Below are 26,265 nucleotides of genomic sequence, written 5' to 3' on the forward strand. Positions count from 1 at the left end.
CTGAATCGAAGCCATGCAAACAACCCACCCACCGGAACAGAGAATCATTCCAGCCTCGCACCGCAAGATGAAGGCCCAGGGCTCTTCCGACTCCTCGCTCGGCGACCGCATTGCCGAGTGGGCGGGAAATCATCCGCGGCTGATCGTGGGTACGGGACTGGTCATGGGAGGTCTACTCGGATGGTTATTGAAACGAAAGAACTGAAACAACCGCCCATGAACCCTGACCTCAAGCCAAAATCGAGCCCCACGCGACAGTTGGTTTCCGACATTGTGGAACTCGGCGAACTGCAGCTCGAGTTGCTCAAAGCCGATGCCAGCGATGCCGCGAAGAACATGCTGGCAAGCCTGGCAATTGCGGTTTTTGCAGCGTGCCTGATACTCGCCGCGGCACCTGTGCTGCTCACGGCCGTAGCTCACTGGCTGACCCAGCAGACGGAATTGTCGATGGCTGCAAGTCTGGCCAGCGTGTCGGCGGTGACCGCTGCTATTGCTGGCGTGCTGGGTGCCTCGGCCTACCACCTGGCCAAACGCGGAGCGAAATCGCTCGAGCGTTCGCGCGGCGAGCTGCAACGCAATCTGGCGTGGCTCAAGAGTTCACTCACTTCCGACGATGCTGGCCACCCGCCACGCAGCGCCAAATAAATAATCCCTTGCAGAGAAAGGTTTCGCCATGTCCGCAGCTACTACAACCAACGAAATGGACCGTTCGACCAAAGTCTCCACACAGCAACAGAACCAACTGACTGACGAATCGATGCAACCCGTGCCCGATCTAATTGACTACGTCCGCGACTACGCTCGACAGAAACCGAAGGTGGCCGCAATGTGGTGCTTTGGACTGGGCTTCGTGCTGGGCTGGCGCTTGAAGCCGTGGTAAGGCGGTTCAGGGGCCGACCACGTGTCCCATCCACAAGGCATAGCTCACCGGCGCTGCCAGCAGAATGGAGTCCAACAGGTCGAGAAAGCCCCCGAAGCCGGGCATCCAGGTGCTGGAATCCTTCACACCGGCGTCCCGCTTCAACAGGCTAATGGCCAAGTCGCCAAGCACTCCGGCCAATCCCACGATCAGTGCATAGATGACGACGCCTGTCATCCACTGCGTGGAGGTTTGTTCGTGCTCGCACCCAAGCCAATGGGCGACCGGCCCCAAGAAGAACATCGCCCCGGCAATCGATCCGATGAAGCCGCCAATGGTGCCTTCCCAGGTCTTGCCGGGGCTGAGTTTGGGCGTCATCTTGTGGCGCCCAAACGCGTGGCCGGCGAAGTAAGCGCCGGTGTCATTCATCTTTACCGTGGCAATCGTGGTGAGCAGGGCCAGCATGCCCCAGCGGCAGTCGTCCGTACCATCGGGCTGCATCCACACACCACCAGAGATGATCCGCAGCTGCACGAGGAAGCCCATCAATCCGCCGGCGTAGCTAATGGCGAACATCGTGCGGGCCAGGCGAGTGGCAATGGTGCCTGGCGGCTGGTCGGGTCCATCGTAGGTGGCCATTTCATATATCAGGGCCAGTAGCAAGCCGCTTATCAGCCCCCACGCGATCCAGCCGGTGCGACCGCTAACGCCACCATCCGGGTAGTAGAGCGTCATGGGCGCCGTGCTGGCCAACACCGTCAGCATGGTGGCCATATAAACCAGAGGGCGCCAGGGAATACTCTTGGTGCGATCCTGCTTGGCTTCTTTGACACTGCCACCCATCCGCTGGGCGGCGGCCTTTTCGTTGAGCCCCATCAGTTCGCCCGCGCACATCCATGCGCCGACCAACGCCAGCGGTAACATGAAAATACCAGGCCGAGGGCCAAACTGATCAAGCCATGCCAGCCCCAGCACCAACGAGATGGCAATCGCCGCCAGGATAAGTCGCCAGTGGAGCATCGATGCGGGACGTTACAGGAGGAATTCGGAAACGAAGGATGCCCAGCTTCTCGCAGCGATCGAATTCATGGCTGGAGACTATTCAGGCTAAATCGGGGAGTCCACCGAAGCGTCGATCTCGGGCTGCGTAAGCGCGAATCGCTTCATGCAACGCCGATTCATCGAACTCAGGCCAGCAACGGTCGGTCACCCAGATCTCAGCATAGCTTATCTGCCAGAGCAGAAAATTGCTAACGCGCATTTCGCCGGCCGTACGAACCAGCAAGTCCGGATCGGCCAGGCCAGCCGTGTACAGATGGCCCGAAACCGTATCCTCGGTGATGTCCTCGGGCTGCAGCGCGCCGTCTCGCACCCGGCCGGCAATGGCGCGAACCGCGTCGACAATCTCGCCCCGGCCACCGTAATTGATGGCCAAATTGAGCCACATGCCCGTGTTGCCACGGCTCATTTCGATGGTTTTGTCGAGCTCTTCCAAGACATGATCGGGAATGGCGGCCCGCCGGCCCAGCATCCTCACCCGCAGGTTATTGCGCATGATCGGTTCCCGCTCGTCGATGATGTACTGCTTGAGCAGCAACATCAGAAACGAAATCTCGTCGGCGGGCCGTTTCCAGTTTTCGCTGCTCAGGCAGTAGAGCGTGAGCTGGCCGATGCCGAGATCGGAACAGAGCTCGGTGATTTCGCGAACCACGGCAGCCCCCCGCTGATGGCCTTCCACCCGCGGCAGTCCCCGCCGTTGGGCCCAGCGACCGTTGCCATCCATGATCATGGCGATGTGGGCGGGGCGGCGTTCGGGGGGAACGTCGGAGAGCGGTCCGGCGGCATCGGCTGGCAACATGACGATTCGCTACTAGCTGGTCTGGGTGAGCGACTCGTTGAGCACGATAGTCTGGGCGCGACCCGGCCCCACCGACACCACGTCGACCGGACATCCCACTAACTCGGCGATTCGATCGAGATACGCATGAGCCGCGGCAGGTAGATCGTCGTACGACTGCGCGCCATCGATCTCCTCTTTCCAGCCCGATACGGTCTCGTAGATCGGTTTGACGCGCCGCAGATCGTCGACGTGGCTGGGGAACACGTTGGTCTGCTGCCCGTCGATCTCGTAGGCCGTGCAGATGTGGAGTTCGTCCAGCCCGCTGAGTACGTCCATCAGCATGATGCATAGCCCATCCACACCGCCCAAGCGAGCGGTGTAGCGGATCGCCACGGCGTCGAGCCAGCCACAGCGACGCGGACGACGGGTAACGGTGCCGTACTCGTTGCCACGGTCGCGCAGGTACTGTCCCGTGTCGTCGTGCAGTTCGGTGGGGAAAGGTCCGCCGCCGACTCGCGTGGAGTAGGCCTTCACGACGCCCAGCACGCGATCGAGGTACTTGCCCGGCACGCCCGATCCGTTGGAGATACCGACGCCGGAACTGTTGCTGCTGGTCACATAGGGATAGGTGCCGTGGTCGACGTCCAGCAGCGATCCCTGCGCGCCCTCGAACAGCACATGCTCGCCCTGCTCCAGGGCCGAGAGCAACAGCTCGGTGGTATCGTCGACGTAAGGCTTCAGGCGCTCAGCGAAGTCGGAGTATTGCTTATAGATGGCGTCGGCCTCGAGCGGCTCGAACTCACCATCAGTAACCATGGCGGCCAGCACCTGGTTCTTCGCTTCGGTGATGTGAAAGATGCGTTCTTTGAAATCGTCGCGGTACATGTCGCCCAGGCGGATGGCATGGCTGCGAGCCACCTTGTCGCGATAGCAGGGGCCGATGCCGCGCTGGGTGGTACCGATGCTCTCGCCGCCGGTACTGGTATCGAGCACCCGGTCCTCGGCGAAATGCCAAGGCAAGATGACATGCGTCCGATTGCTGATCTTCAGGCTGTCGCCATCCAGATTGATGTCGCGGCCGACCAGTTCTTCGATCTCTTCGAGCACCTTGGCGGGGTTCAGCACCACGCCACCGGTGATCAAACAGGTCACGTCCGGCGTCAGCACGCCACTGGGCAGCAACGAGAGTTTGTAGACCTCGTCGCCCACCACCACCGTGTGGCCAGCGTTGGCTCCACCTTGATAGCGAACGACATAGCGACGGCCCGCCGTAAGCAGGTCGACGATTTTACCTTTGGCTTCGTCGCCCCACTGCAGACCAATTACACATGTACCCGGCACGCTACTCGCCCTCATTTACGCGAAGAAAACCGCACAAACCCCGGATTTTAGGGCCAATAGGTGGGGGCGGTCAAGCTGCCGGGCGGGCGGGCTACTTAATCTCCAGCGAGAAAGGCATCATCAGCACCACCGGCTCGCGGAATACCCGCCGAACCGTCTTGGCATGGCCGATCAACTTCTTGAATTCTGGGTGCAATTCGCCCAGCCCCAGGTCGACCTTCACCTCGACCTCCTTCTCGGCTTCATTTCCCCCCAGGAGCGACTCGAACAGATCGGGCGACTTGGGCAGGGTGATGATTTTGACCTCTTTGTCGGAATCGATCCCGGCCAGCTGCTTGGCCGCCGCAATCGAATCGTCCAGGGTGCCCAGCTCGTCGACCAGGCCGTTGGCCAGGGCCTGACGCCCGGTATAGACCTTGCCACCCGCCAGCTTTTTCAGCTGCTCGACCGGCATGTCGCGGCCAGCCGCGGCCTTGGAGGTGAACTGCTCGTAGGTGTCCTCCATCATGCTGGTGATGGCTTCGCGTTCGCCTTCGGTGAACTTGTTGGTGGTGGAAAACACGCCGCTGTTGGCGCCACGGCTGATAACGTCGATCGAAATGCCTAGCTTGTCGTACAGGCCTTTCAGGGCGATCTTGCCACCCACGACACCGATCGAACCGGTGATCGTAGCCGGCTCGGCGTAGATTTTGTCGGTGCCCATGGCAATGTAGTAACCGCCGCTGGCAGCCACATCGCCCATGCTGGCAACAACCGGCTTATCGATGCTCTGAATCTTGCTCCACATCAGGTCGCTGGCGATCGCCGAGCCACCAGGACTGTTGATCCGCAGCACGATGGCCGCCACGTCTTCGTCGTCGTTGGCCTCACGCAATGCTTCGACGATGGTGCTCGACCCCATGGTGCTGGAGCTGCCAAACAGATCCGACTGGCTCTTGCCGGTGGTGATGGCTCCCACGGCGTAGACAATGGCTATCTTCTTGCCGCTCGATTTGCTGCTGCTCGAGCCACCCGACATCAGCTTGATCAGCTTCAGCACGCCGGTGGGGCCGGAAAAATCGGTGTCGACCTTCTTCTTGCCATAGTTCTGCACGTAGACCAACTTGTCGGCGTTCAGCGACTTCTGCAGGTCGGACTTCAACTCGCTGGGGTAGGCCACGCGGTCGATCAAGCCGAGCTGCTTCGCCCGACCGGCCGTCAACAGGCCCTGGTCGATGGCTTCGGTGGCCTGCTTGCGGGTGATGGGACGATCGAACGCCACGGTGGCGATCATTTGCTCGTACACGTCATCGGTCATGGAGGTCAGATTGGCCCGGACCCCTTCGCTAAAGCTCTCGCGGGTCATCGGCTCGGCAGCCCCTTTGGCTTCCCCCATGTGCACAAAGTCGGCCTCGACGCCAATCTTGTCGAGCAGTCCCTTATAGAACATGCCCTCCATCCGCACGCCTGGCAGAACCAGCGTACCCGACTCGGGCATTACGATTTCGTCGCAAGCGCAGGCTACCAGATAGTCGGTCGGCATGGCCATCGTCAGTTGGGCGTACACCTTCTTGCCGCTCTTGCGAAAACGCTTGATGGCTTCCCGCACTTCGTTGATGGTGCCGCGTCCCAGCGATGGATTCTCGATGGTGAGGACCAGCCCGTGAATGTCGTCGTCCTCGGCCGCCCGCTCGATGCGCTGCAGCATGCTCCGCAAGTCGACTTGGATGTCGGCAAACAGTCCGGTGCCACCTGGCCCCTCGGGCAGGCTGCTGGACAGCAGCACTTGGGCCAGACGGGCCTTGGCCAGCTTCTTGCCCTTGGGGGCCTTGTCTTCCGACGCGCTCTTGGGCTCGTCCTGTTTGGCCTCCTTCTTGTCCTTCTTATCCTTGGCCTTCTCGGCAGCGGCTGGTTTCTCCGCCGTGGCGGTGTCGGCACCAGCCGGTATCGTGGCGCAGGCTACCGACACGAACAGCAGCAGAGCAAGAAAGCGAGCGGCGCAGGTGGCCTTACTATTAGACATGGTTTTTCCCTGTCAATTCGGGTGTTCCGGAATCAGATATCAAAAGCATAATGCCAATTAGACGCCCGCTGGCCAAGCTTGGGACACTGGCAGGGCGGGCGGAACAGTTTGCCTACATTACCGCAATTCTTGCTCGTGGGTTTCAGGTTTGCCAGGGATTTCGCCATCCCAAAGGTGCAAATTGGGTTAAATCTCCGCATTTCGAGCGAAATTCTCTCTGGCTGCACGGCGACAGCTTTGGTAATTTCCCGCTCCTTGTCTGCCGCCCGCCCGACGCCGCCTGCCAGCGGCGGGGCCGGATGCTGGCATTTTGCTGCTCCTGGATTCCGAGGAAATACCATGCGATTTCGCGGTACGTACGCACTGATAACGATGTCCCTGATCGCTGCCTGCACCGCCCAGGCCGAACCGGTTTGGCGGATGTTCATGCCGACCAATCGTGTCGAATCGAACGTGAATGCCGACTATACCCTCAGCCAGGAGAGTGGACCCTGGATGGTCATGGCTGCCACCTTCAGTGGCAGCGGAGCCGAACAGCAAGCCCGCGAACTGGTGCTGGAACTTCGTAAGCAGTTCAACCTGGAAGCCTATCACCACTCGATGACCTTTCAACACACCGGCGACGAGCGGTTGGGGCGGGGTCTCGATCGCTATGGCGCACCGTTGCGGATGCGGTACCAGAGTGGTGAGCAGAGCCAAGAGCACGCTGTGCTGGTCGGCAACTTCCCTGCCATCGACGACCCGGCCGCCCAGAAGCTTCTGGATCAAGTAAAGAAGCTCCGCCCCAAGACCCTGGACCGTGACTACAACGAGACATCGCAAAACCTGGCCATCGAACGCGACTACTACAACAAGGCGGCCGGCGGTAAGGGGGCTGCCCCCATGTCGAAGGCCTTTTTGACGCGCAATCCAATACTGCCCGAAGAGTACTTCAATCCCAAAGGCGTCGATCCCTTCGTGGCCAAGATGAACGCCGGCGTGGAACACTCGGTGCTCGATTGCCCCGAGCGGTACACGGTGAAGGTCGCCACGTTCAGGGGCAAGGCGGTCCTGCAGGGCGCTTTCAGCAGCGGCAGTAAGAGTCGCAATCGAAACAGTGAACCCGACGTCGATCCGCTGGTCGAGGCAGCCTTGAACGCGCACCGCATCGTCGTGTTCCTGCGGGCCAAAGGCTGGGAAGCTTACGAGTTCCACGATCGCACCGAGAGCTACGTGACGATTGGCTCGTTCGACAAGGTGGCCAATCGAACGGCCGACGGTCAGTTGCAGCCCACAGGCGATGTCGACGTCATCCTGCGCACCTTCGGCGCCGCGTACAAGACGCCCAGCGCCCTGAGTGTGGGCGCGAACGTCCCCATGCAGGACCGCATGCGGGCCGAAGAGGTTAAACGCAAGTTCAACAACTTGTTCTCCAACCAGCACGGGCAGATCGCCACGGGCCTGGAGCCAAAGTACATCGAGTACACCAAGAACAAGTTCGTGCCGCTCGATATCACCCCCGAGGTGATCGAAGCACCGCGGAAATCGATTACCAGTGCCTATGCCTGGGGAAGGTGATCGGCAAACGACCAACGTCGAATGCTCATTGACCACGCCGCGGTTCGCCACCTGGGGAATTGCACTTCGGTCCGGGCCCCCGTTACACTTCTCGCATGAGCAAGCGAGTGGTCATCGGGACCCACAACAAGAAGAAGGGCGTTGAACTGGCCGAGATGCTCGGGCCGTACGGGCTGGAGGTCGCGACGCTCGACGATTTTCCCACCGCGCTCGACGTGGTGGAGGATGGCGATACGTTTGCTGCCAATGCCCGACTGAAGGCCACGCAGCAAGCCGTCCACCTGGGCGAGTGGGTCCTGGCCGACGACAGCGGCATCGAGATCGACGCCTTGAAGGGCGCGCCGGGAATCTACTCCGCCCGCTTCGCCGGCGAGCAGGCCACCGACGAGGACAACAATCGATTGTTGCTGGAGAAGCTGGGCGACCTACCCCCTGAGAAGCGGGGAGCTCGCTACTACTGCCACGTGACGCTGGCCAATCCCACCGGCAAGGTGCGCGCCGAAAGCCACGCCACGTGCCGCGGAATCATCCGCCGCGAGCCGGTGGGCGCGAACGGCTTTGGCTACGATCCGCTGTTCGAGGTACGCGAGTACCACCGCACCTTCGGCGAGCTCGGCCCCGCAGTGAAGCGGGCTCTCAGCCACCGCTCGCGTGCCATGCGGGCCATCGTGCCGAAGTTGGTGGCGCTGATTTCCGCGTGAGCACCCTCCTTCTGCTCGCAGTACGCCCGTTTGTGCGCTACAATTTGGGAACGTCGCCTCCGCTTCCCAAGTTTCTCCCCAGAGTTCCACCATGTTGTTGCGCCTCTGTTGTTTGCTACCTGTGTTGTTTGCTGGTCTGGCCGCGGCGAAAGAAGCACCGCCCAAGACCGATGAACTCGCCAAGACGTGGGCTGCCGAACATCTGCCCGAAGTGGAAACGTTATACCGCGAGCTGCACCAGGCGCCGGAGCTGTCGTTCGAAGAGAAGGAGACCGCCGCCCGCATGGCCGACGAGCTCCGCGCGATCGGCGCCGAAGTGCGGACCGATATCGGCGGGCACGGGCTGATTGGCATCCTGAAGAATGGCGAGGGCAAAACGCTGCTGTTGCGGGCCGATATGGATGCGCTGCCGGTGGTGGAAGAAACTGGCGTGCCATACGCCTCGAAGGTGCTGACCACTAACGAGCGTGGGCAGACGGTTGGGGTGATGCACGCCTGTGGTCATGACATTCACATGTCGAACCTGGTAGGCGTTGCCCGCCTGCTGGCCGACAACAAGGACGCCTGGCAGGGGACGGCCATCTTATTGTTCCAGCCAGCCGAAGAACGCGGCGCGGGGTCCAAGGCCATGCTCGACGATGGCTTGCTCACTATGTTTACGCGGCCCGACTTTGCCGTGGCGATGCACGTGGCGGCCGACACGCCGTGCGGCACCATTGGCTATCGCCCTGGCTATGCTTGTGCCAACGTCGATAGTGTCGACATCACCATCAAAGGCCGCGGCGGCCACGGGGCGTATCCCGAAACCACCATCGACCCCATCGTGGTCGCTGCCAAGTTGGTGCTCGATCTGCAAACGATCGTCAGCCGCGAGATCAAACCGACCGAACCGGCCGTCGTTACGGTCGGAGCCATCGAGGGAGGCACCAAGCACAACGTGATTGGCGACGATTGCAAGCTGCAACTCACGGTGCGCAGCTACTCTCCGCAGGTTCGGCAGCAACTGGCCGAGGCGATTCAGCGCAAGGCCAAGGCCGCCGCAATGAGCGCCGGCGCACCGGAACCGGAGATTCTCATCTCCGAAGGAACGCCTTCGCTGTACAACGATCCCGAACTCGCCGAGCGCGTGGCCGGCATCGCCAGCCGCATCCTCGGGGCCGATCAGGTGAAACAGAGCGACCCGACCATGGGGGGCGAAGACTTCAGCCGCTACGGCCTGGCCGGCATCCCGATCTGCATGATAAAAGTTGGTTCGGTGAGCCAGGAGCGGCTCGACCAGTTTAAGCAGCAGGACACTCCGCCCCCTTCGCTGCACTCACCCCGTTACTACCCGGATCCGAGTGCTACGCTCGAGACCAGCATCAGCACCATGGGCGCCGTGGCCCTGGAGTTGCTTTCGCCGGAGGATGAATAGCGCGGTGCTTTGGCTGCGTCGCGCGTGGCCTTGACTTCCCAGCGCTAAACCCGTCCGGTGAGTAACAACACCAGGAGGATCAGGAGCAGTAGGCCACCCAACCCGCCGATGTAGACATTCTGCACCAGGGCAGCCACCAGCAACACGATCAGTACAACGCCGATTAGTCCAATTCGCATGACAATACTCGCTTGTTCAAAAAATGAGAGATAGTGGATTGGGGGTCGAGTTACGGCTCAGGTGGTCGAAGTAGGACCGTACTGTTCGACATAGAGTCGTCGAGCCGAATCTGCACCGAGCCATCCGCCACCAAGCGAGACGGCCAACGCCAAGGCACTACCAGCAAAGGTCAGCCACAGGACTTCCTGGGTGTACGTCGAAACTGCTTCGGCGGCCTGTTTTAGCTCTTGCTGATAAGCTTCGATTTCCTGCGAAATGTCTTCTTCCACTCCGCTATAGATGGCGTTGATCTGTTCCTGCGACAAATTCGTATTGGCCACCAACGCGCGTTGAGCGCCCTGGGTGTCGCCATTGATCAATCGATTGGAGATGGTCGTCATCGTTTCGGAGTCGAGCTTGTCGATAGCGGTTCGCACGTCCTTGGCCGTGACCTCAACGCCGCCCTGCGAATCCAACGACGCAATGTAGCCATCGACCTGGCCGGCTAGCTGGCCCTTCAAGTCCTGGGACAGCGACTGCTCGTTATCGGGATTGCCAAATTGCTCTTCCAGCTCCCGGTAGGCCCCATCGATAAGTGCTTGTGCATCCTGTTGCGAGAGTTCGGACGAATCAGCCAACAACTCGGCAGCACCCTCCTGGTCGTCGTTCATCAGGTCCTGCGTCACACGGCGCAACGTTCGCTGGTCCAGCTCGTTGACCGCAGTACGAATGTCCTGCTCAGAAAGTTGCTCGTCCATATCGGCTGCAGCCTCGATGGCACTTTCGCTCAATCGGCTGCGGATATCGCGAGCAATCTTGGTATCCATGGCTTGCGAAATGCCACTGGAGACGGACGTTGTCGCGGTACCGATTCCGCTCGCCACTCCAGACACGGCCTGTGCAGTGCCGGCCACCGTGGCAGAAACCAACTGCTGCCCGGTATTCAGGACGGACATCACGCCGCTGTATCCAAGATAAACCGCGATAATGGTTCCTAATCCCCAGAGCACTAAGCCGTGCAGCATTCCACTAAAGTCTTCCAGGCTGCCGGCCAGCCTGGCAGCGACTAGCGAGCCAATGAAGAAGGAGATCAACCAACTGAGTACGATCCAGATGGCGACTCCGCCGGCGACGCCCTCGCCCATGGCAACCGTGTCCGAAGCGTCGGCGATGCTCACGCCGATGGAAGTGCCCAGCAGGTGCAGCAGCCATGACAGCGCGAGTGTGACCACGACGCCGGCAAAGATGGCACCCCAGCTAATCCTCGGCAAACGGCTGCCAGCAGCTACCGCGTACTCTCCATTGGCAGGATGATTGTGTTCGTGATGGATGTGTTCAGTGTGTTCATTCATGATTGGTACCCCTAAAGAAGTGGTAGTTGCTCGTCCTGGTTTGTTGCGCAGCGACCAGAGAAGACTCCATCGAGCCAGTCGGCTGCTCCCCCTACAGACAGGAAGCACATGCCATACCAACTCCGCGATACCTGCCAGTAGAAAGGGCGCAGCAGAGCTTTGACTCTGTGTCACAGGTAGTCAGCCCACGGCAAACAAGTGAAAGAAGCGGATTGCCGTCAATGTCGATTGGGTAGCGGTTGGGCAAGAGAACCGCTACGTGGTGACTCTCCGACCACCGACTTGGGTCGAGAATCACCCGTTGAGGAGATTCACACTGTTTTTGTCGCGTCGGGCGCGTTACTCCGGCTGTGCCGCATCGCGATCGGCTTTGGCTTTCTCGACGCGGGCCCGCTGCTCGGCAATCTCGGCATCCAGTTCGGCGAGCTTGGCTTTGAAATCCTCGCTGTACAGGGCCTCGATCGACTCGCGGTCGAGCGGTTTTCCCGCACTGCCAGCAGCCGCCTCCAGTAGCTCAGCCGCCTTGGCGTCCATGTTCTCGGCGTTGGCAATGGCGTTGTCCAGCAGTTCGTTGGGATCAGCCGTACTGAGATCTGGGGTCGTATCGTTCTTCAGATCGCCAAGCATGCCGCTCAGGGCCTCGATGGCTGCATCACCGCTTGGCTGCAGCGTTGCTTCGTACTCGGCAACCATCGTGGCCCGTTGGCGTTCGAGTCGCTCGAGCGTCTCCGATTCGGCGTTGTAGATCACCACCAGGTCGGCGTACGAGGGTTTTTCCTCCTTAACCACGCAACCAGCAGTGGCCATCACAACGACACCGACGATCAGCAAAGGACAATAGCGCATGAAGACCTCCCCAGTGAAGAATGAAAAGTGCCCCCTACAATTCTCGCCAACCCGAGCGGCGATAGCAAGCTGTCTACCGCCCTTCCCTGAGCTTCGGGTCCAGGGCGTCGCGCAGCGCGTCGCCGAAGAAATTCAGGGCGAACAGCGTCAAACCAATCGCTATGCTGGGAAAAACCACGAGCCACCAGTACGTACGAACCGGGTTGATGACGTCGAGCCCCTCGCTGGCGAGCATGCCCCAAGACACATCAGGCGATTCGACCCCCAGCCCCAGGAACGACAGAAACGCCTCGAACAGCATCACCCGGGGGATGGTGAGCGTCAGGTACACGATCACCACGCTCATCACGTTGGGCACGATATGCCGGGCGATGATCTCCATCTGGCCGGCGCCCTGGGCCCGCGCTGCCTCGACGTACAGTTCCTTCTTCAGCGAAAGCACCTGCCCCCGCACGACGCGCGCCATGGTGAGCCAGTAGATGGCGCCCACCACCACGTAAAAGATCGTAATGCGGTCGATGCCGTACTCGGCCAACTGCTTCTTGGTCTGCTCCTCGCCCAGGATGGTGAGCAGGAAAATGACCACAAAGATGAAAGGCACCGAGTACAAGACGTCCACAATCCGCATCATCACACCATCGACCGTGCCGCCAAAGTAGCCGGAGATCGAACCGTAGCTGACCCCGATCACCAGCGAAACCAACGTGGCCACGATGCTGACGATAATCGACACCCGCGCGCCCCAGAAGACGCGAGACAGAACATCCCGCCCCAGGCTATCGCGACCGCAGAGCGAGGGAATCGACCAGTTGCCAAAGATCCTCAGCCGCATGCGAGTCATCCAGCGGCTGAAGGGTCCCATGTTCGTGAAACCGGCTTCCAGGTAAGGGCGTTGCCGGACATCTTCGATGGAGTTAAGCACACGCTTTCGCCGCTCGTGGTCGCCCGAGTCGATGTCCGCAAGCTGCTGCTCGACCTTCTCGGCCTTGGCATCGGCCTCGGCGATGACTACGAGCGTCAGCGGAACCACTTCGTCATTCCTGCGGACCTGCAAGTTGTCGCTGGGCTGGTGCCGAAACGTGGGGGGCTCGAAGTCGCGACTGGTCACCGCTTTGTCCGATGGCTGCAGCGGCAGTAGCGGTGTGAGGAACGCCCCGCTGGCTACCAGCGCCAACACCACCATGCAGGCCACCGCCAACCGATTGCGCAACAATTTGCCCCAGGCGTCGCTCCACAGCGACTTGCCAATGCGGGGGGTCTCGGGCTGGGGACCGGTGTTCTGCATGGACCTAGGAAACGTCCTCCCAACTCACCCGCGGATCGAGCCATGTGTAGGCGGCGTCGACCAGCGTGTTCATCGTGAACAGCAGGATCGTGTACAGCACGACGATGCCCATCGCCATGGGCGTGTCGTTATCGATGGCGCTTTGCACGAACGAGTAACCGATGCCCGGAATGGCGAACACCTTCTCGATCACCAGCGACCCAGTAATGATGCCGGCCACCGCGGGGCCAAGGAACGACACCACGGGAATCACGGCCGTCGGCAAAGCGTGCTTCATAATCACTGCCAGTCGCGAAAGCCCCTTCGCCCGGGCGGTGCGAATGTAGTCTTGCGACAGCACGTCCAGCATGCCGGTACGGGCGATGCGGGCGATGTACGCAGCGTACGGCGCACCCAGGCAAAACGCGGGCAGCAGCAGATAGCGGGGACTGCCCCAACCGGCCGGTGGCAGCAGCGGAATGAGGAACGAGAACAGCAGGATCGCAAATCCGGCAATCACGAAGTTCGGCAGCGCAATGCCCACCGTGGCGAGCGACATCAAACTCAAATCGGCCAAGGTGCCGCGCCGCGACGCGGACACGACCCCCGCCACCAGCCCCACGACGGCCGCCCAGGCCAGCGCGGCCAGGCCCAAGGCTGCGGAGACGGGCCAACAAAGCGAAATCAGCTCGTTCACCGTGAAGTCGACCTGCTTGGTCGACACGCCCATGTCGCCGCGGACCAAGTTGCCCAAATCGAGGGTGTAGCGGACCAGCGGCGGCTTGTCCAAGTTGTACCGGCGGCGCAAATTGGCTTCGATCTCCGGCGGAAAGCTCTTCTCCGAAGTGAACGGATTGCCCGGCGAGTTGTTGGCCAGAATCCACGTCACGGTAAACACCACCCAGACGGTGATGAGTAGCCACACGAACCGTTTGGCGAAGTAGGCAATCAACGCTCCGCCCCCTGCATGTATTCGTTCACGACGCCCGGCTCGTCGTCGATCCACATGGCGTGCAGCGGATGGAAGTCTTGCAGGTTGTTATAGAACCCTCGCACGTGAGGCTTCACCATGTTGCGCGAGAAGTAGTAGTAGATGGGCACCAGCGGCACTTCATCCAGCAATATCTCCTCCGCCTGGTACAGTAACTCCGCCCGCTTTTGTTCGTCGGACTCGGCCTCGGCGGCCGAGATCAGGCGATCGTACTCGTCGTTCGCCCAGTTGGTCTGGTTGTTCTCATTGTCGCTGACATACATGTCGAGGAACGTGTTGGCGTCGTTGTAGTCGGCAATCCACGCCTGGCGGCCGACGTCGAACTGCGACATCCGCAGGCGGTCCTGGTAGGCGGGCCAGGCTTCGTTGCGAAGCGTGACGGTGATGCCCAGCTCGCGCTGCCACTGTTTGCGAACCAGTTCGGCCACCGCCTTGTGGGCTTCGTGCGTGTTGTAGAGGATCTCCAGCGACTCGAAACCCTGGCCGCCCGGATAGCCCGCTTCAGCCAGCAGTTCTCGCGCCCGCTGGGGATCCGAATGGGGAATTTCGGGCGAGGTGTACCCCACCACACCCGGCGGCACCAGGCTGTAGCCCGGTTTTTGCGGACCGCGGACGGCGGTGCGGATGATCTCCTCGCGGTCGAGCGCCAGGGCCAGGGCCTGCCGCACCCGCTTATCGGCCAGCGGGCCCCGTTCGACGTTGAACTTGTAGTAGTAGGTCCCCAGTTGCGGCGCCGGATTGAAATCGTCGCGCGGCGGGTCGGCGTTCATGAACTCGCGGATCAGGTTGGGCGGCGGCTCCTCGATCCAATCAACGTCACCCAGCATGTACATGTTCAGCGACGTGGTCGACTTCTCCACGCACAGGGCGTCGATGGTCTCCAGCCGCACATTGTCCTTGTTCCAGTACGACTCGTTCTTCACCAGCCGCACCCGATCGCGGGGACGGCGGAAGCCAATGCGGTACGGACCGTTGGTCACAATGTTCTCGGGGCGGGTCCAATCGGGCGCGCCGTGCTCTTCCAGGCAACCACGATGCACCGGAAACAACGGGTAGAAGCCCAACAACTGCAGCCAGAATGGCGTGGGATTCTCGAGTTCCGTCACCAGCGTGCGGTCGTCGACTACCCGAATGCCCACCTCGTCGAAGTCGAGCGTCACCATCCGGCAGGGCTCGGCGTCGTTTGGAATTTCGTCGCCGCGACTGGCGTCGCCAATCACGTAGCACCGCTCCTCGCCATCTACATCGATGTAGAACCTTTGCGTGATCTTGTCCCGCTCCTCTTCATCCTCCGGCATCTCAGGCGGGTCTTTGCGGACGAGTACCCCTTTCACCAGTTGGCCGATGCGTGTTTCGTGCTCGCCCGGCTTCAGGTTCAATTCCACCTCCACGCGGTCGCCTGGCTCGAGGTAGGCGCCGGCCGAGTTGTACTTCTTGCCGTTCTTCAGGTACCAACCTTGCTTGGCGTACTCGGCGGCCGTGATGGGGCTCAGGAATCGCCGCATCGAGTAGCGGTAGTCTTCCGCCGTGACCGGATCGCCATTCGACCAGCGGGCGTCCTCGCGAATATGGAAGGTATACGTCTTCTGGTCTTCGGAAATCTCCCAGCGCTCGGCGGTTCCGGGCCACTCCTCGGGACCGCCTGTCACCGGCAAACGCTCCTGCGGCGTCAGCCGCACCAGGCCTTCGAACAGGCCGTTGATCACACGCCCCTCGGGCTGACCGCTGACCAACGCCGGGTCGACGGTCTTAATTTCCGTGTGATTGTTGAAGGTGAAATCCGCCGGGGGAAGTCGGCTGGCGGTAAGCGACCATGCCACTCCGCCAAGGAGCAAGGTCACCAGCACGATGGCGGGTAGGTTGTTGCGGAGTTTCATCGGCACCAGGCGGGACGAATGGCGGAAGGCAGGCAGAACTGATAGCTTACGCAGTATTCGCGTTAATTCCAACTGGAATTGCGTAAGTAGTGTTTGCCGAACTTCGTAAACCTTCGACTTCCGTCGAAGGCTCACTGCACAATGCCGCGATTTGAGCATCTTCGACACAAGGAGCCCCGCACGCTTACCCAGCCCCGGGAGCTTCTGCTTGCATGCGCGCCGACGCGGAGCAATGTGAACCTATCGCGCATCGCCAGGGCGGCTGGCTGCTGTGGGGTGACGCGGATCGTCTGTGCCGGCCGCGTGAAGCTGGACGCAAAAATCGCCCGCGACGCCGCCCAAACACTCAAGCTGGAATCGCACAACTCGTTGGTGCCGGTACTCAAGAAGCTCAAGGCCGAAGGCTACACCCGCGTGGGCCTCGAACAAACCACCAACTCCTCGGACCTGCACCAATACGCGTTCGATCGCCGCACGGTGCTCGTCATTGGCAACGAACGACAAGGTCTGACCGAGGACGTACTGGCCGAACTCGACGCCGTGGTCGAGATACCCGTCTGGGGGATGCCCTACAGCTACAACGTGGCCACGGCCACGGTGATGGCGATGTACGAGTACTGCCGACAGTTTCCGGATGGATAGCGGGAACTCGGTGTGAATTTGGGGCGTCCAAGCTACAGCGTGTGCAATCCCTCGCCCGTCCTGTAAGCCTGAGGTCCCCACCATGTTTCGCCTGACACTTGCCCTCGCGTGCCTGGCCGCGACCCTTGGTTGTGGTCAGTCTGCCTCCCATAGGATATCTTCCGATGCGCCCAAAGTCCCTCGCAGCGAGGTAGCAAATAAACTCAAAGAACTGGGGGTTGCCTTCGAGAGTTATCGAGAGAACGGCGAGGCTATTTCCTCTCCCAGCGAAGCTGCCGACAATCGCAAAATCATCTACACCGCGTCGCTTTCGATCGTGGTCGATGACTTCACCGGCGTGGAGCAGTCGATCACGTCGCTCGTCAAGCAGTATGGCGGATTCATTGCCAACGCGAACCTCGCGCTCAATCAGGGCAGCGAACGCTCAGGCACGTGGACAGTACGGGTACCGGTGGCATCGTTCGAGTCGTTCCTCGACGCCTCCGGCGACCTAGGTGTGCCAGAACGCCGCGAGCAGAATGGTCAGGACGTGACCGAAGAGTACGTCGACCTCGAAGCCCGCATTCGCAGCAAGAAGAAGCTGGAAGAGCGCATCCTGGAACTGCTGGCCGCCAACAAGGGCGAGATCAAGGATGTGATCGAAGTCGAACGCGAACTGTCGCGCGTACGGACGGATATCGAGCAGATGGAAGGCCGCCTACGGTACCTGGCCGATCGCACCGAGCTGACGACCATCACGCTCTATGTCCGCGAACAACAAGATTACCAGCCACCCCAAGCACCGGGCTTTGGCACTCAGATCGCTACCACCTGGACAGGTTCAACCGGTGCCATCTTCTCACTGGCCAAAAATGCCATGCTGGCCGTGGTGGCGTGCGTGCCGTGGCTCCTGATCGCAGGCCTGGTTGTTGGGCCCTGGTGGGCATGGCGGCGTAAGTGAGTGCCGGACGTAAACTCGTCTGATGACCGGCCGCGGCACACCGGCCACCACGCGAACCACCAGCCAGGCGAACCACTCGGCTGGCTTCAGGGTGAGGTACACCACGTCGGCTAGCCACGCGAACCTGATTCGCCGGGCAATGGCAGGGCCTACGCGGTTGTAAATTCTCCGTAGCCGCCGGTGGAAGCTCGGAAGGGTGGTGTGCAGCAACAACTCGAGCGCCTTAAGTAACTGCAACTGGCGGGTTACTCGAAACGACTGCCCAACGTCACGGGAACCAACGAGCGACGCATGCCCCTGGGCAGCGGCCGTGATGATGAAGCACGGCTCGGGAGGCTCCGTGGGCAGGCGGTTGTACTCTTCCACGGCCACCAGCACTGCTCGCCGCCAGGCCGCGAAGTTCACCGAGAGCCAGACGAAAATCGTCAAAATGCCAGCGATAGATATTCGCCAACGTTGGCGATTGGCTGTGATCACCTCCGCACTCGCCCAAACGTAGGCCGACAGTGCGAGTGGCGCAGCACAGATGATGCTTGCCACCAGGTAAATGCCATACCACGGCAGCGTCACTGCAAAGAGTAGTAGTACTCCCACGTACGGTGCGTTGTCTATGAGGTCCATGGCGTTGCGAACTCGTATCGCCAGGATGCCAATAGCGATCAGAGGCTGAAGAAACAGGAACCCAACCAGGGGGGCAGCAATGACGGTCAGCACGCTCCAAAGGTAGGGCGAAAATTCGTGCGACGTCGCCCCGCACCAGGCGATCCACAACTCGAACCAGATGAACGCGCCCGACAGAATCGCAAACTTCAGCGCTAGGGGAGCGGCGGTTTGGCGGTTGCGAAAAGTTTGATAGGCGAGCCCGCAACCACTAAAAGCCACAAGCGGGTATAGCCACACCATGGCGCGGGCTTTGAATACCAACACGCAACAGGTGCCGAACTGGCCCGATTGCCACAGATCCATTCCGCCGTAGATGCTCGATGCCGCTAGAAAGGCGGTGGGAACCACCAAGCCCCACAGAATCAGAAAGCAGTAGCGGAACAGCCGAGCATACAGCGTCCCTTGGATCCTGATGGCTGGCGATTCTTCCAACGCCGGCTCAGTGGGGGTGTCCGATTCGTCTGGCTCTAGCTCAGACATTGCGACGCTGAGCGTATCCGCCCCTCCGCAACCTCACCGGCAATGACTTCGACAAACTTCCCTTCAGCATCGCGCGTGGTCACCATTTCCACTGGCGCGTACCGGCAGGATGTTCCCACGCACGGAACTCCGCCTTCGGCATTCCACCTTCCCCCTTCCACCGGCGTTTCGACCAACACCCGCAGTGGCATTCCGGCCAGAGAACGGAAGTACTCGTCGCGTAGCTCGGCTTCCACTTCCCCCAGCCGATGGACTCGCTCTTGCTTGAGCGACTTGGGCAATTGATCGGGCAGCGTGGCGGCCGGCGTTCCGCGGCGGGCGCTGAACGGGAAGATGTGGATCTTCGAGAAGCCAACCTCGCGCGAAACGTCGATCGTCTCCTGGAACTCCTGCGCCGTCTCGCCAGGGAAGCCGACGATGATGTCGGTGGTAATTGCCGGGCGGTCGAGCTTGTCTTTAAACATGCCGCAGCGATCGATAAACCGCTGGCTGCCCCACCGCCGCCGCATCCGCCGCAGCACGCTGTCGCTACCCGACTGCATGCTGATGTGCAGGTGGGGGCAGATCTTCTCCTGGTGTTCGGCCATCACATCCAACAGTTCGCGCGTCACTTCGGTGGCTTCGATGCTGGAAAGTCGCACGCGGAAGTCGCCGGGTAGCTCCGCCAGCGCGACCAACAGGTGGGCAAGCCGCGTCCACTCGCTCTTCGGCTTCAGGCGATTGAAGTCGACCCCGTAGTGGCCCAGGTGAATGCCGGTGAGCACCACTTCGCGATAGCCGCCATCGACCAGTCGCCGCACTTCGTCGACAAGGTGATCCATCGGCCGGCTGGTAAGCTGAGGGCGGACGTGGGGAATGATGCAGAAGCTACACCTGAGCAGACAACCGTCCTGCACCTTCACGTATGCGCGGTGCCGGGAGCCAAAACCGCTGATGCCGGTCGGCACGTCCGTCACGCCAAACCGCCCCAACAGGTCGGGCAGCTCCCGTTTGTCGGTCAGTACCTCGGTTACGCCGGGCAGGGCTTTGATCTCGTCGGGCGCGCGAGTGGCGTAACATCCCATCACCACGATCTTGGCGGCCGGGTTCTCCCGCGCCATCCGGCGAATGACTTGCCGGCTCTTCGAGTCGCCCTCCCCTGTCACCGTGCAGGTGTTGACGATGCACAGATCGGCCACTTCGTCATTTGCCGCATCGGCGTACCCAATGGACTGCAGTCCCTCGCGGAGGTACTCCGTTTCGTACTGATTGACTTTGCAGCCGAGCGTGTGGGTCTTTAACTTCATAGACGTTCTGGAAGGGAAACATGTCGCGGATGGACGCGGATCGAAGCAGAGGATCGCGAGTAAGATACTGGGGAACGGACACGCTTAGCAAATCCGCGATCACATCGGCCAATCCGCGCAAAACGGTGTCCCACTATTGCAAACCGGCGTCCTTCCTCAGTCTGCAGATTCAATGGTCGCCCACATGCTCCCCTTGCTGCCCTCGAGGTTGTCTTTGCCGTAAGCGTGGATCTGGTCGCGTTTCAGTTCGGCGTGCTCCTTGGTGGTGGTTAACACGATCGCCCTGCCCTCTTCGTCCACGCCCTTGGCGATTTGTTCGCAGTCCTTTTTTGTATGGCCAAAAAGCTCGCGGAGCATCTTTTCGACGTAGTCGAAGGTATGATCATCCGAGTCCCATAGCACCACGTGGTACTTGGGCACTTCGCGGCCGGTCCGCTCCGCCTTTTGCTCCTTCTTGGGGGCCACGACGGTGGACATGCCACCGTCGTCGGGCTGCTCGGTGTCTTCGAAACGGATGTCGTCCATGGTGGTTCCTGCCTGTGGGAAGCCGCCGGGGCGTGACCCGCGGTGGTGAAATGCTTACTCCCCGAGTATATTATGTCGCTTGATGGGCGGCCATCCGCCGCCGCTTGTGTACCCCCTATTCGCCCAACTACAAGCTGCCATGCTCGACCCTCGGTTCATTCTCGAAAACGTGGAGTTAGTCCAGGAGAACTGCGACATTCGCGGCGTAAAAGCCGATGTCGCTCGCTACGCCCAGCTCGAAACCGAGCGGCGGACCCTGCAGCAGGAGGTCGAAGAGCTCTCCCGCCAGGCCAATCAGGTCAGCAAATCGATCGGCAAAGCCAAGGACGATGCCGAACGGGAAGCCCGCAAGGAAGAAGGGCGGATGCTCCGCGAGCAGAAGGATGCCAAGCAGGCCGAGATCGACCGCATCGTGGCCGAAGCCGGCGCCATTTACAGCCACATCCCTAACCTCACCCACCCCGAATCGCCCCGCGGAGGCGAAGAAGACAGCCGCGAGATTCGCCGCGGTGCGGTGGAAGTGCGGCCCCTGCGATTTCCCATCCAGGACCATGTGGAACTGGGCGAACAGCACAAGCTGATTGATTTGGAGGGTGGCGCCCGCATCGCCGGCCACGGATTCTACTTCTTGCAGAACGAAGCGGTGTTGCTGGAGCTGGCGCTGCAGCAGTTTGCCGTGGAGTACCTGATGAAGGAAGGGTTCGTGCCGATGATCACGCCCGACTTGGCGCGGGGCGACATCGTGCAGGGCGTGGGCTTCGTACCGCGCGGCCCGGAGACCCAGATCTACAGCATCGAGAACTTCGACCTCAACCTGGTGGCCACGGCCGAGATCACCCTGGGCGGTCTGTACGCCGGCCAGGTGCTGGAAGAGGAACAACTGCCCATCAAGCTGGTCGGCATCAGCCATTGCTACCGTACCGAAGCTGGCGCGGCCGGCCGCGCGTCGCGCGGACTGTACCGCGTGCACCAGTTCACCAAGATCGAGATGTTTGCCTTCACCGCGCCCGAACAGAGTGAAGACATGCACAACTACTTCCTCGATCTGGAATGCGGCTTGTTCGACGAATTGGGGCTACCCTACAAGGTGATCGACATCGCCACGGGCGACCTGGGCGGGCCAGCCTATCGCAAGTTCGATCTCGAAGCCTGGATGCCCGGCCGTGGCAATGGTGGTGAGTACGGCGAAGTGACGAGCACCTCGAACTGCACCGACTACCAGGCGCGTCGTCTGGATGTTCGCTACAAGAAGAAGGGCGAGAAGGGTACCCACTTCGTCCACACCCTCAACGGCACCGCCATCGCCGTCAGTCGCGCGATGATCGCCATTCTCGAAAACTGCCAGCAGCCCGATGGTTCGATCATCGTTCCCGAGGTGCTCCGCAAATGGGTCGGCAAAGATCGCATCGGCGCCACGGACACCGACGAAGAGTAGCAGCTCTTACCTGCGCAGCTGCTGACGCCGGGCAAAGCGTCCCGCCACGGTGGCAATCGCCAGCACTAGCAGGGCCACGCTCGATGGTTCCGGCACCGCACTCGGCGCGATGCTATCCTCACCTCTTGCGGACTCACCGAAGTAGCTCTTCCAGATCTCAAAGTCACCGATATCGACCCCCGCGAGACCATCGCCATTGAAGTCGGCGGATCGCTCGGAGCAACACTTCCCGTCCAAGTGATCTCGGCGCGCACCACCGTCGCGCTAGCTACGAGCAGCAAAGCAGCAAGAATCACACGGGGCTTGGTCAGTGGCATGGCGGGGCCGGGCAGTATCCGGCGGCGAGGGCGAATGACGAACCAGCAGTATAACCCAAGTTCGCGATACAGGCGGCAGGAAGGGCGAAACCGGACCTGCCGCTCCGCTACTGATTTTCACCTATCCCGAACTGGTGGCTTCAAAACTGCGCGTGTCTAAAAATCGCCGTTGAAATCGATGGGCCAACGGGTCCAATAGGTACGGGGCATTGTGTAGCGATTGGTAGGCGGTACACCAAAGTCGGTGGACGGCAGTCTCCCTGCGCCCCTGCACCGAACCCCCGCCAAGTTTTGTCCCCCTGCGGTCAACCGAGGGACAAAACTCGGCTGGGCTGCAAGCGGGAGAGAACTGTAAATCGTTTGGCAGAAACGACTTACAAATTACCTCCGCAGCGAAACCCCAAGGGTTTTGGTACCACGAATTCACCTGGGGGATTCTTCCCCGCTGGGACAAAACGCAACTGCTTTGATAATAGGAACTTGCGTGATGGGGTTTTGGTCCCGGCGAGCAAAACTCTGGAGCTCAAACAAGACCCTATATAGATAGTCCGGGCGCGCTTCTTCCAGTGAACCCGCTACACGGTGCGGATGTCTTGCTCGTCACACACCTGAGTGAGCACAGCCCATCTCTGGTACCTTTAAGGACGAACAGACAAACTTTCGCGAGGCCCGCACCACGCCAAGTGTCGGGCCTCGCTCCATTCACCCCCCGGGGCAATGGCATGCTCCTGACCATCTCCACCACCCACACACCGGCCACCGACCTCGGTTACCTGCTGCACAAACACCCCGACCGGTGCCAGACGTTTCCGCTGTCGTTTGGCAAGGCTCACGTCTACTATCCCGAGGCGACAGCCGACCGCTGCGCGTGCTGCCTGCTGCTTGACGTCGATCCGGTCGGACTAGTTCGCGGTAAGGGTAACTGGAGCAATGGGCTGCTCGACCAGTACGTCAACGATCGGCCCTACGTGGCGTCGTCGCTCATGAGCGTGGCGATTTCGCAGGTGTTTGGATCGGCCCTGTCTGGCAAGTCGAAGGACCGCCCGGAATTGGTGGACGTCGAGATTCCGCTCACCGCGCGAATCGATGTGCTCCCCGTGCGGAGCGGACCCAACTGCCCGGCCGCCGAGATGCTCGAGCGGATGTTCGGCCCACTCGGGTACGAGATCACCGCCACGCGGCATCCGCTCGACGAGCAGTTCCTCGAGTGGGGCGAGAGTCCCTACTACTCCGTCGAGCTGCGGCACACCACCACCATCGCCCAACTGCTGCAGCATCTGTACGTGCTGATTCCCGTGTTCGACGGCAAGAAGCACTACTACATCGGCCCGGACGAAGTCGAGAAGCTGCTCGCCAAGGGCGAGTCGTGGCTTGGCGATCATCCGGAGAAGTCGACTATCACCCAGCGTTACTTGTCGAAGCGGCACAGCCTGGTGCGACAGGCTCTCGCGCGATTGGTCGAGGAGGAAGCAGTCGAACCGGCCGACGAAGAAGCACCGATCAGCGCTGCGCCTCCACCGACCGAGCGCGAGCTCAGCCTGCATGAACAACGTCTCGGCGCGGTGCTGGCCGCGATTCGCTCCTCGGGCGCGAAAAGAGTGGTCGACCTCGGTTGCGGCGAGGGCAAGCTGCTCCGCGAATTGCTCGCTGACGGGCAGTTCACCGAGATCGTCGGCATGGACGTCTCCGTGCGGTCGCTGGAGATCGCCCATCGCCGACTGAAGCTCGACCGGCTGCCGGAGCGGCAGCGAGAGCGAATCCGCCTGCTGCACGGCGCCCTGACCTACCGCGACGAGCGACTGGCGAACTTCGACGCGGCCGCCATTGTCGAAGTGATTGAACACCTCGACCCGCCACGGCTGGCGGCCTTCGAACGTGTGGTGTTTGAGCATGCCCGTCCGCGGACCGTGGTCCTCACCACGCCCAACCGTGAGTATAACGTGGTGTGGGAGTCGCTCCCCGCCGGAGAGATGCGGCACAGCGATCACCGCTTCGAGTGGACGCGGGCGGAGTTTGAGACCTGGGCGGGCGGCGTGGCCGAGCAGTATGGTTATCAGGTGCGATTCTTGCCCGTGGGTCCAGAAGAAGCGGATTTGGGTGCCCCGTCGCAGATGGCCGTGTTTTCCAAAGAATGAAGGCGGAAGGATGAATGATGAGTGAGAACATGGTTGACTTGACGACGCGCACCAAGCAGTTTGCCTTGCTGATCATCCGGTTGTACGCAGCACTCCCTAAAACGACAGAAGCTCAGGTAATTGGAAAGCAACTGCTTCGCTCTGGTACGTCTGTCGGTGCGCACTGCCGGGAGTCGACACGAGCGAGAACTAACGCGGAATTTGTTAGCAAGATCGAGGTCGGCTTGCAGGAACTTGAAGAGGCGGCTTACTGGATAGTACTACTCGTGCACGCCAACATAGTCGTCGCAGAACTAATTTCAGAGTTGCAGTCTGAGATCAACGAGCTCACCGCGATCCTAGTGACATGCGTGAAGAACGCCAAGGCGCGCAAGTAGCTACGACGTTTTCTCCTTCATCATTCATCCTTTTATGAACTCGCCGGACCTCTTCGACTCAAAGGGTACCCACGCCAGTTGCCAACCAAGCCGCGTTTGACAACTGGATTGACTTGCGAAAGGAACCAACATGATGCCCCTCAGTTACTCTATCCGCATATCGCTCGGAGTGATCACCGCTACCGTGCTCGGGATGTCGATGGCAAGCGTTTCGCGATCGGCCACGCCGGCAACTGATTCCTCGAGCTGGACCATTATCGACGGCGCGGTTTACGGAGCGAAGCCCGATGCCCGTGGCCCGATTGGCGGTGCGGCGGGTTACGTCGACATCGTTACCGGCGGAGACTACACCGTACGCACGGTAGACCAACTGCTTGACGCGCTGACGCAGGCACAGGCGGGTGAGGTCGTCTTCCTTCCGGGCGACGTGGAAGTAAACCTCACTGCACCGGTTTACATCGAGCGATTGGTGCTGGAGATACCCGCAGGCGTAACACTCGCGAGCAATCGAGGCCAGCAGGGCTCGTCAGGTGCTCTACTGTTGTGCGACGCACTCGATACGCCCGTCGTGTTGAAGCCGGTTGGACCGAACGTACGAGTGACCGGACTGCGGCTCAAGGGACCGAATGACAGGCGGTACCTGGATCATCATCGGCGTTCGTTCGGCGAAGGGGGCAAGGGCCGGGAGTACTACTACAAGCTCCCCACGTCGAACGGCATTGTCTGCCATGTACCCAAGCTCACCGTCGATAACTGTGAAATCAAGGGCTTCTCCCACGCGGGTGTCTTCCTTCGCGGCGGTGATGGCCACCATATTCATCACAACTATATCCACCATTGCCAGTACAATGGCCTCGGCTACGGCGTATGCCACGCCGACTCGCAGTCGCTCATCGAATACAACCTGTTCAACTGGAACCGACACTCGATTGCGGGCACGGGTCAGCCGGGGTGCAGCTACACGGCGCGGCACAACGTCGAACTCGGCGAGTCGCTCAGCCACTGCTTCGACATGCACGGAGGACGCGATCGCAAAGATGGTACGAACATCGCAGGTACGACCATCCGCATTGAGAACAATACGTTCGGTGCCGAGAAGCTGCCGATCAAGATCCGCGGCGTGCCGGAGCAAAGTTGCGACGTCTCGAAAAACTGGTTTCCCAATCACCAAGCCCCAGCCGATGCCGTTGTAGCGGCCGAAAAGACGCATGTCTCGGACAACGCTTACGGCGCGCCCGCCGTTGTCAAATGACCTTTGCCCA

The 26,265-nt window shown here is 60.9% G+C and carries 26 protein-coding genes; 12 read left to right on the plus strand and 14 right to left on the minus strand.

The window, feature by feature from the left end:
* Positions 1-13: 13 nt before the first annotated feature.
* The 3 genes from NG895_RS00450 to NG895_RS00460 are packed head-to-tail and all read left to right on the plus strand — an operon-like array spanning position 14 to position 880.
* Positions 14-205, plus strand: coding sequence for a hypothetical protein (locus NG895_RS00450; RefSeq protein ID WP_252850465.1), 192 nt, complete (start codon positions 14-16; stop codon positions 203-205).
* Positions 206-216: 11 nt separating this feature from the next.
* Positions 217-645, plus strand: coding sequence for a phage holin family protein (locus NG895_RS00455; RefSeq protein WP_252850466.1), 429 nt, complete (start codon positions 217-219; stop codon positions 643-645).
* A gap of 28 nt (positions 646-673) precedes the next feature.
* Complete coding sequence (locus tag NG895_RS00460) at positions 674-880, plus strand: hypothetical protein (RefSeq protein WP_252850467.1); 207 nt, start codon at positions 674-676, stop codon at positions 878-880.
* A 6-nt stretch (positions 881-886) separates the two neighbouring features.
* Here NG895_RS00460 and NG895_RS00465 read toward each other — a convergent pair whose 3' ends face one another.
* The 4 genes from NG895_RS00465 to sppA all read right to left on the minus strand — a co-directional run bounded on the left by NG895_RS00465 (position 887) and on the right by sppA (position 6,042).
* Positions 887-1,879: a phosphatidate cytidylyltransferase gene (locus NG895_RS00465; RefSeq protein WP_252850468.1), complete on the minus strand. Its 993-nt coding sequence runs from the start codon at positions 1,877-1,879 to the stop codon at positions 887-889.
* A gap of 82 nt (positions 1,880-1,961) precedes the next feature.
* The gene (locus tag NG895_RS00470) at positions 1,962-2,717 is read right to left on the minus strand and encodes an isoprenyl transferase (protein WP_252850469.1); all 756 of its coding nucleotides are present in this window, start codon (positions 2,715-2,717) and stop codon (positions 1,962-1,964) included.
* Between the two features lie 12 nt (positions 2,718-2,729).
* A complete protein-coding gene (locus tag NG895_RS00475) occupies positions 2,730-4,040 on the minus strand; it encodes an adenylosuccinate synthase (RefSeq protein WP_252850470.1) in 1,311 nt (436 codons plus the stop codon).
* Between the two features lie 91 nt (positions 4,041-4,131).
* Positions 4,132-6,042: a signal peptide peptidase SppA gene (gene sppA, locus NG895_RS00480; protein ID WP_252850471.1), complete on the minus strand. Its 1,911-nt coding sequence runs from the start codon at positions 6,040-6,042 to the stop codon at positions 4,132-4,134.
* A gap of 372 nt (positions 6,043-6,414) precedes the next feature.
* Between sppA and NG895_RS00485 the strand changes: the two genes are divergently transcribed.
* From NG895_RS00485 to NG895_RS00495, 3 genes are all read left to right on the plus strand, one after another.
* Positions 6,415-7,599, plus strand: a complete 1,185-nt coding sequence (locus NG895_RS00485; protein ID WP_252850472.1) for a hypothetical protein — start codon at positions 6,415-6,417, stop codon at positions 7,597-7,599.
* 95 nt (positions 7,600-7,694) lie between these two features.
* Positions 7,695-8,300 (plus strand): non-canonical purine NTP pyrophosphatase, encoded by a 606-nt coding sequence (locus NG895_RS00490; RefSeq protein ID WP_252850473.1) that lies wholly within the window; start codon positions 7,695-7,697, stop codon positions 8,298-8,300.
* Positions 8,301-8,391: 91 nt separating this feature from the next.
* Positions 8,392-9,714 (plus strand): M20 metallopeptidase family protein, encoded by a 1,323-nt coding sequence (locus NG895_RS00495; protein ID WP_252850474.1) that lies wholly within the window; start codon positions 8,392-8,394, stop codon positions 9,712-9,714.
* 44 nt (positions 9,715-9,758) lie between these two features.
* Here NG895_RS00495 and NG895_RS30130 read toward each other — a convergent pair whose 3' ends face one another.
* From NG895_RS30130 to NG895_RS00520, 6 genes are all read right to left on the minus strand, one after another.
* Positions 9,759-9,893 carry a hypothetical protein gene (locus NG895_RS30130; protein WP_261360599.1) on the minus strand — a complete coding sequence of 45 codons (135 nt, stop codon included), beginning with the start codon at positions 9,891-9,893 and terminating at the stop codon, positions 9,759-9,761.
* A gap of 57 nt (positions 9,894-9,950) precedes the next feature.
* Positions 9,951-11,225 (minus strand): AAA family ATPase, encoded by a 1,275-nt coding sequence (locus tag NG895_RS00500; RefSeq protein ID WP_252850475.1) that lies wholly within the window; start codon positions 11,223-11,225, stop codon positions 9,951-9,953.
* Between the two features lie 339 nt (positions 11,226-11,564).
* Positions 11,565-12,071: a hypothetical protein gene (locus NG895_RS00505; protein WP_252850476.1), complete on the minus strand. Its 507-nt coding sequence runs from the start codon at positions 12,069-12,071 to the stop codon at positions 11,565-11,567.
* 73 nt (positions 12,072-12,144) lie between these two features.
* Positions 12,145-13,356, minus strand: coding sequence for an ABC transporter permease (locus tag NG895_RS00510; RefSeq protein ID WP_252850477.1), 1,212 nt, complete (start codon positions 13,354-13,356; stop codon positions 12,145-12,147).
* A 4-nt stretch (positions 13,357-13,360) separates the two neighbouring features.
* Entirely contained in the window at positions 13,361-14,287 is a 927-nt protein-coding gene (locus NG895_RS00515) for an ABC transporter permease (protein ID WP_252850478.1), read from the minus strand.
* Complete coding sequence (locus NG895_RS00520) at positions 14,284-16,203, minus strand: peptide ABC transporter substrate-binding protein (RefSeq protein WP_252850479.1); 1,920 nt, start codon at positions 16,201-16,203, stop codon at positions 14,284-14,286. The genes NG895_RS00515 and NG895_RS00520 overlap by 4 nt, the downstream gene beginning before the upstream one ends.
* 141 nt (positions 16,204-16,344) lie before the next feature.
* On the opposite strand from NG895_RS00520, the gene NG895_RS00525 reads away from it, so the two are divergent.
* Both NG895_RS00525 and NG895_RS00530 read left to right on the plus strand, forming a co-directional pair.
* Entirely contained in the window at positions 16,345-16,845 is a 501-nt protein-coding gene (locus NG895_RS00525; RefSeq protein WP_261360600.1) for a TrmH family RNA methyltransferase, read from the plus strand.
* 82 nt (positions 16,846-16,927) lie between these two features.
* Positions 16,928-17,785 carry a DUF4349 domain-containing protein gene (locus NG895_RS00530; protein WP_252850481.1) on the plus strand — a complete coding sequence of 286 codons (858 nt, stop codon included), beginning with the start codon at positions 16,928-16,930 and terminating at the stop codon, positions 17,783-17,785.
* On the opposite strand, the gene NG895_RS00535 is transcribed toward NG895_RS00530, so the two are convergent.
* The 3 genes from NG895_RS00535 to NG895_RS00545 all read right to left on the minus strand — a co-directional run bounded on the left by NG895_RS00535 (position 17,684) and on the right by NG895_RS00545 (position 20,739).
* Positions 17,684-18,928, minus strand: coding sequence for a DUF6688 family protein (locus NG895_RS00535; RefSeq protein ID WP_252850482.1), 1,245 nt, complete (start codon positions 18,926-18,928; stop codon positions 17,684-17,686). The genes NG895_RS00530 and NG895_RS00535 overlap by 102 nt on opposite strands.
* Positions 18,916-20,214 (minus strand): tRNA (N(6)-L-threonylcarbamoyladenosine(37)-C(2))-methylthiotransferase MtaB, encoded by a 1,299-nt coding sequence (gene mtaB / locus NG895_RS00540; protein WP_252850483.1) that lies wholly within the window; start codon positions 20,212-20,214, stop codon positions 18,916-18,918. The genes NG895_RS00535 and mtaB overlap by 13 nt, the downstream gene beginning before the upstream one ends.
* A gap of 156 nt (positions 20,215-20,370) precedes the next feature.
* The gene (locus NG895_RS00545; RefSeq protein ID WP_341871422.1) at positions 20,371-20,739 is read right to left on the minus strand and encodes an ATP-dependent Clp protease adaptor ClpS; all 369 of its coding nucleotides are present in this window, start codon (positions 20,737-20,739) and stop codon (positions 20,371-20,373) included.
* Between the two features lie 139 nt (positions 20,740-20,878).
* Between NG895_RS00545 and serS the strand changes: the two genes are divergently transcribed.
* Positions 20,879-22,174 (plus strand): serine--tRNA ligase, encoded by a 1,296-nt coding sequence (gene serS, locus NG895_RS00550; protein ID WP_252850484.1) that lies wholly within the window; start codon positions 20,879-20,881, stop codon positions 22,172-22,174.
* A gap of 6 nt (positions 22,175-22,180) precedes the next feature.
* Here the strand turns inward: serS and NG895_RS00555 are convergent, their stop codons facing one another.
* Positions 22,181-22,411 (minus strand): PEP-CTERM sorting domain-containing protein, encoded by a 231-nt coding sequence (locus NG895_RS00555; protein WP_252850485.1) that lies wholly within the window; start codon positions 22,409-22,411, stop codon positions 22,181-22,183.
* An 802-nt stretch (positions 22,412-23,213) separates the two neighbouring features.
* Between NG895_RS00555 and NG895_RS00560 the strand changes: the two genes are divergently transcribed.
* The 3 genes from NG895_RS00560 to NG895_RS00570 all read left to right on the plus strand — a co-directional run bounded on the left by NG895_RS00560 (position 23,214) and on the right by NG895_RS00570 (position 26,255).
* On the plus strand, positions 23,214-24,626 hold the full coding sequence (locus NG895_RS00560) for a 3' terminal RNA ribose 2'-O-methyltransferase Hen1 (RefSeq protein ID WP_252850486.1): 1,413 nt from the start codon (positions 23,214-23,216) through the stop codon (positions 24,624-24,626).
* A gap of 17 nt (positions 24,627-24,643) precedes the next feature.
* Positions 24,644-25,003, plus strand: coding sequence for a four helix bundle protein (locus NG895_RS00565; protein WP_252850487.1), 360 nt, complete (start codon positions 24,644-24,646; stop codon positions 25,001-25,003).
* Positions 25,004-25,136: 133 nt separating this feature from the next.
* A complete protein-coding gene (locus NG895_RS00570) occupies positions 25,137-26,255 on the plus strand; it encodes a right-handed parallel beta-helix repeat-containing protein (protein WP_252850488.1) in 1,119 nt (372 codons plus the stop codon).
* The last annotated feature ends 10 nt before the right edge of the window (positions 26,256-26,265 follow it).

It is taken from the genome of Aeoliella straminimaris, assembly GCF_024054565.1.
Classification (GTDB): Bacteria; Planctomycetota; Planctomycetia; order Pirellulales; family Lacipirellulaceae; genus Aeoliella; species Aeoliella straminimaris.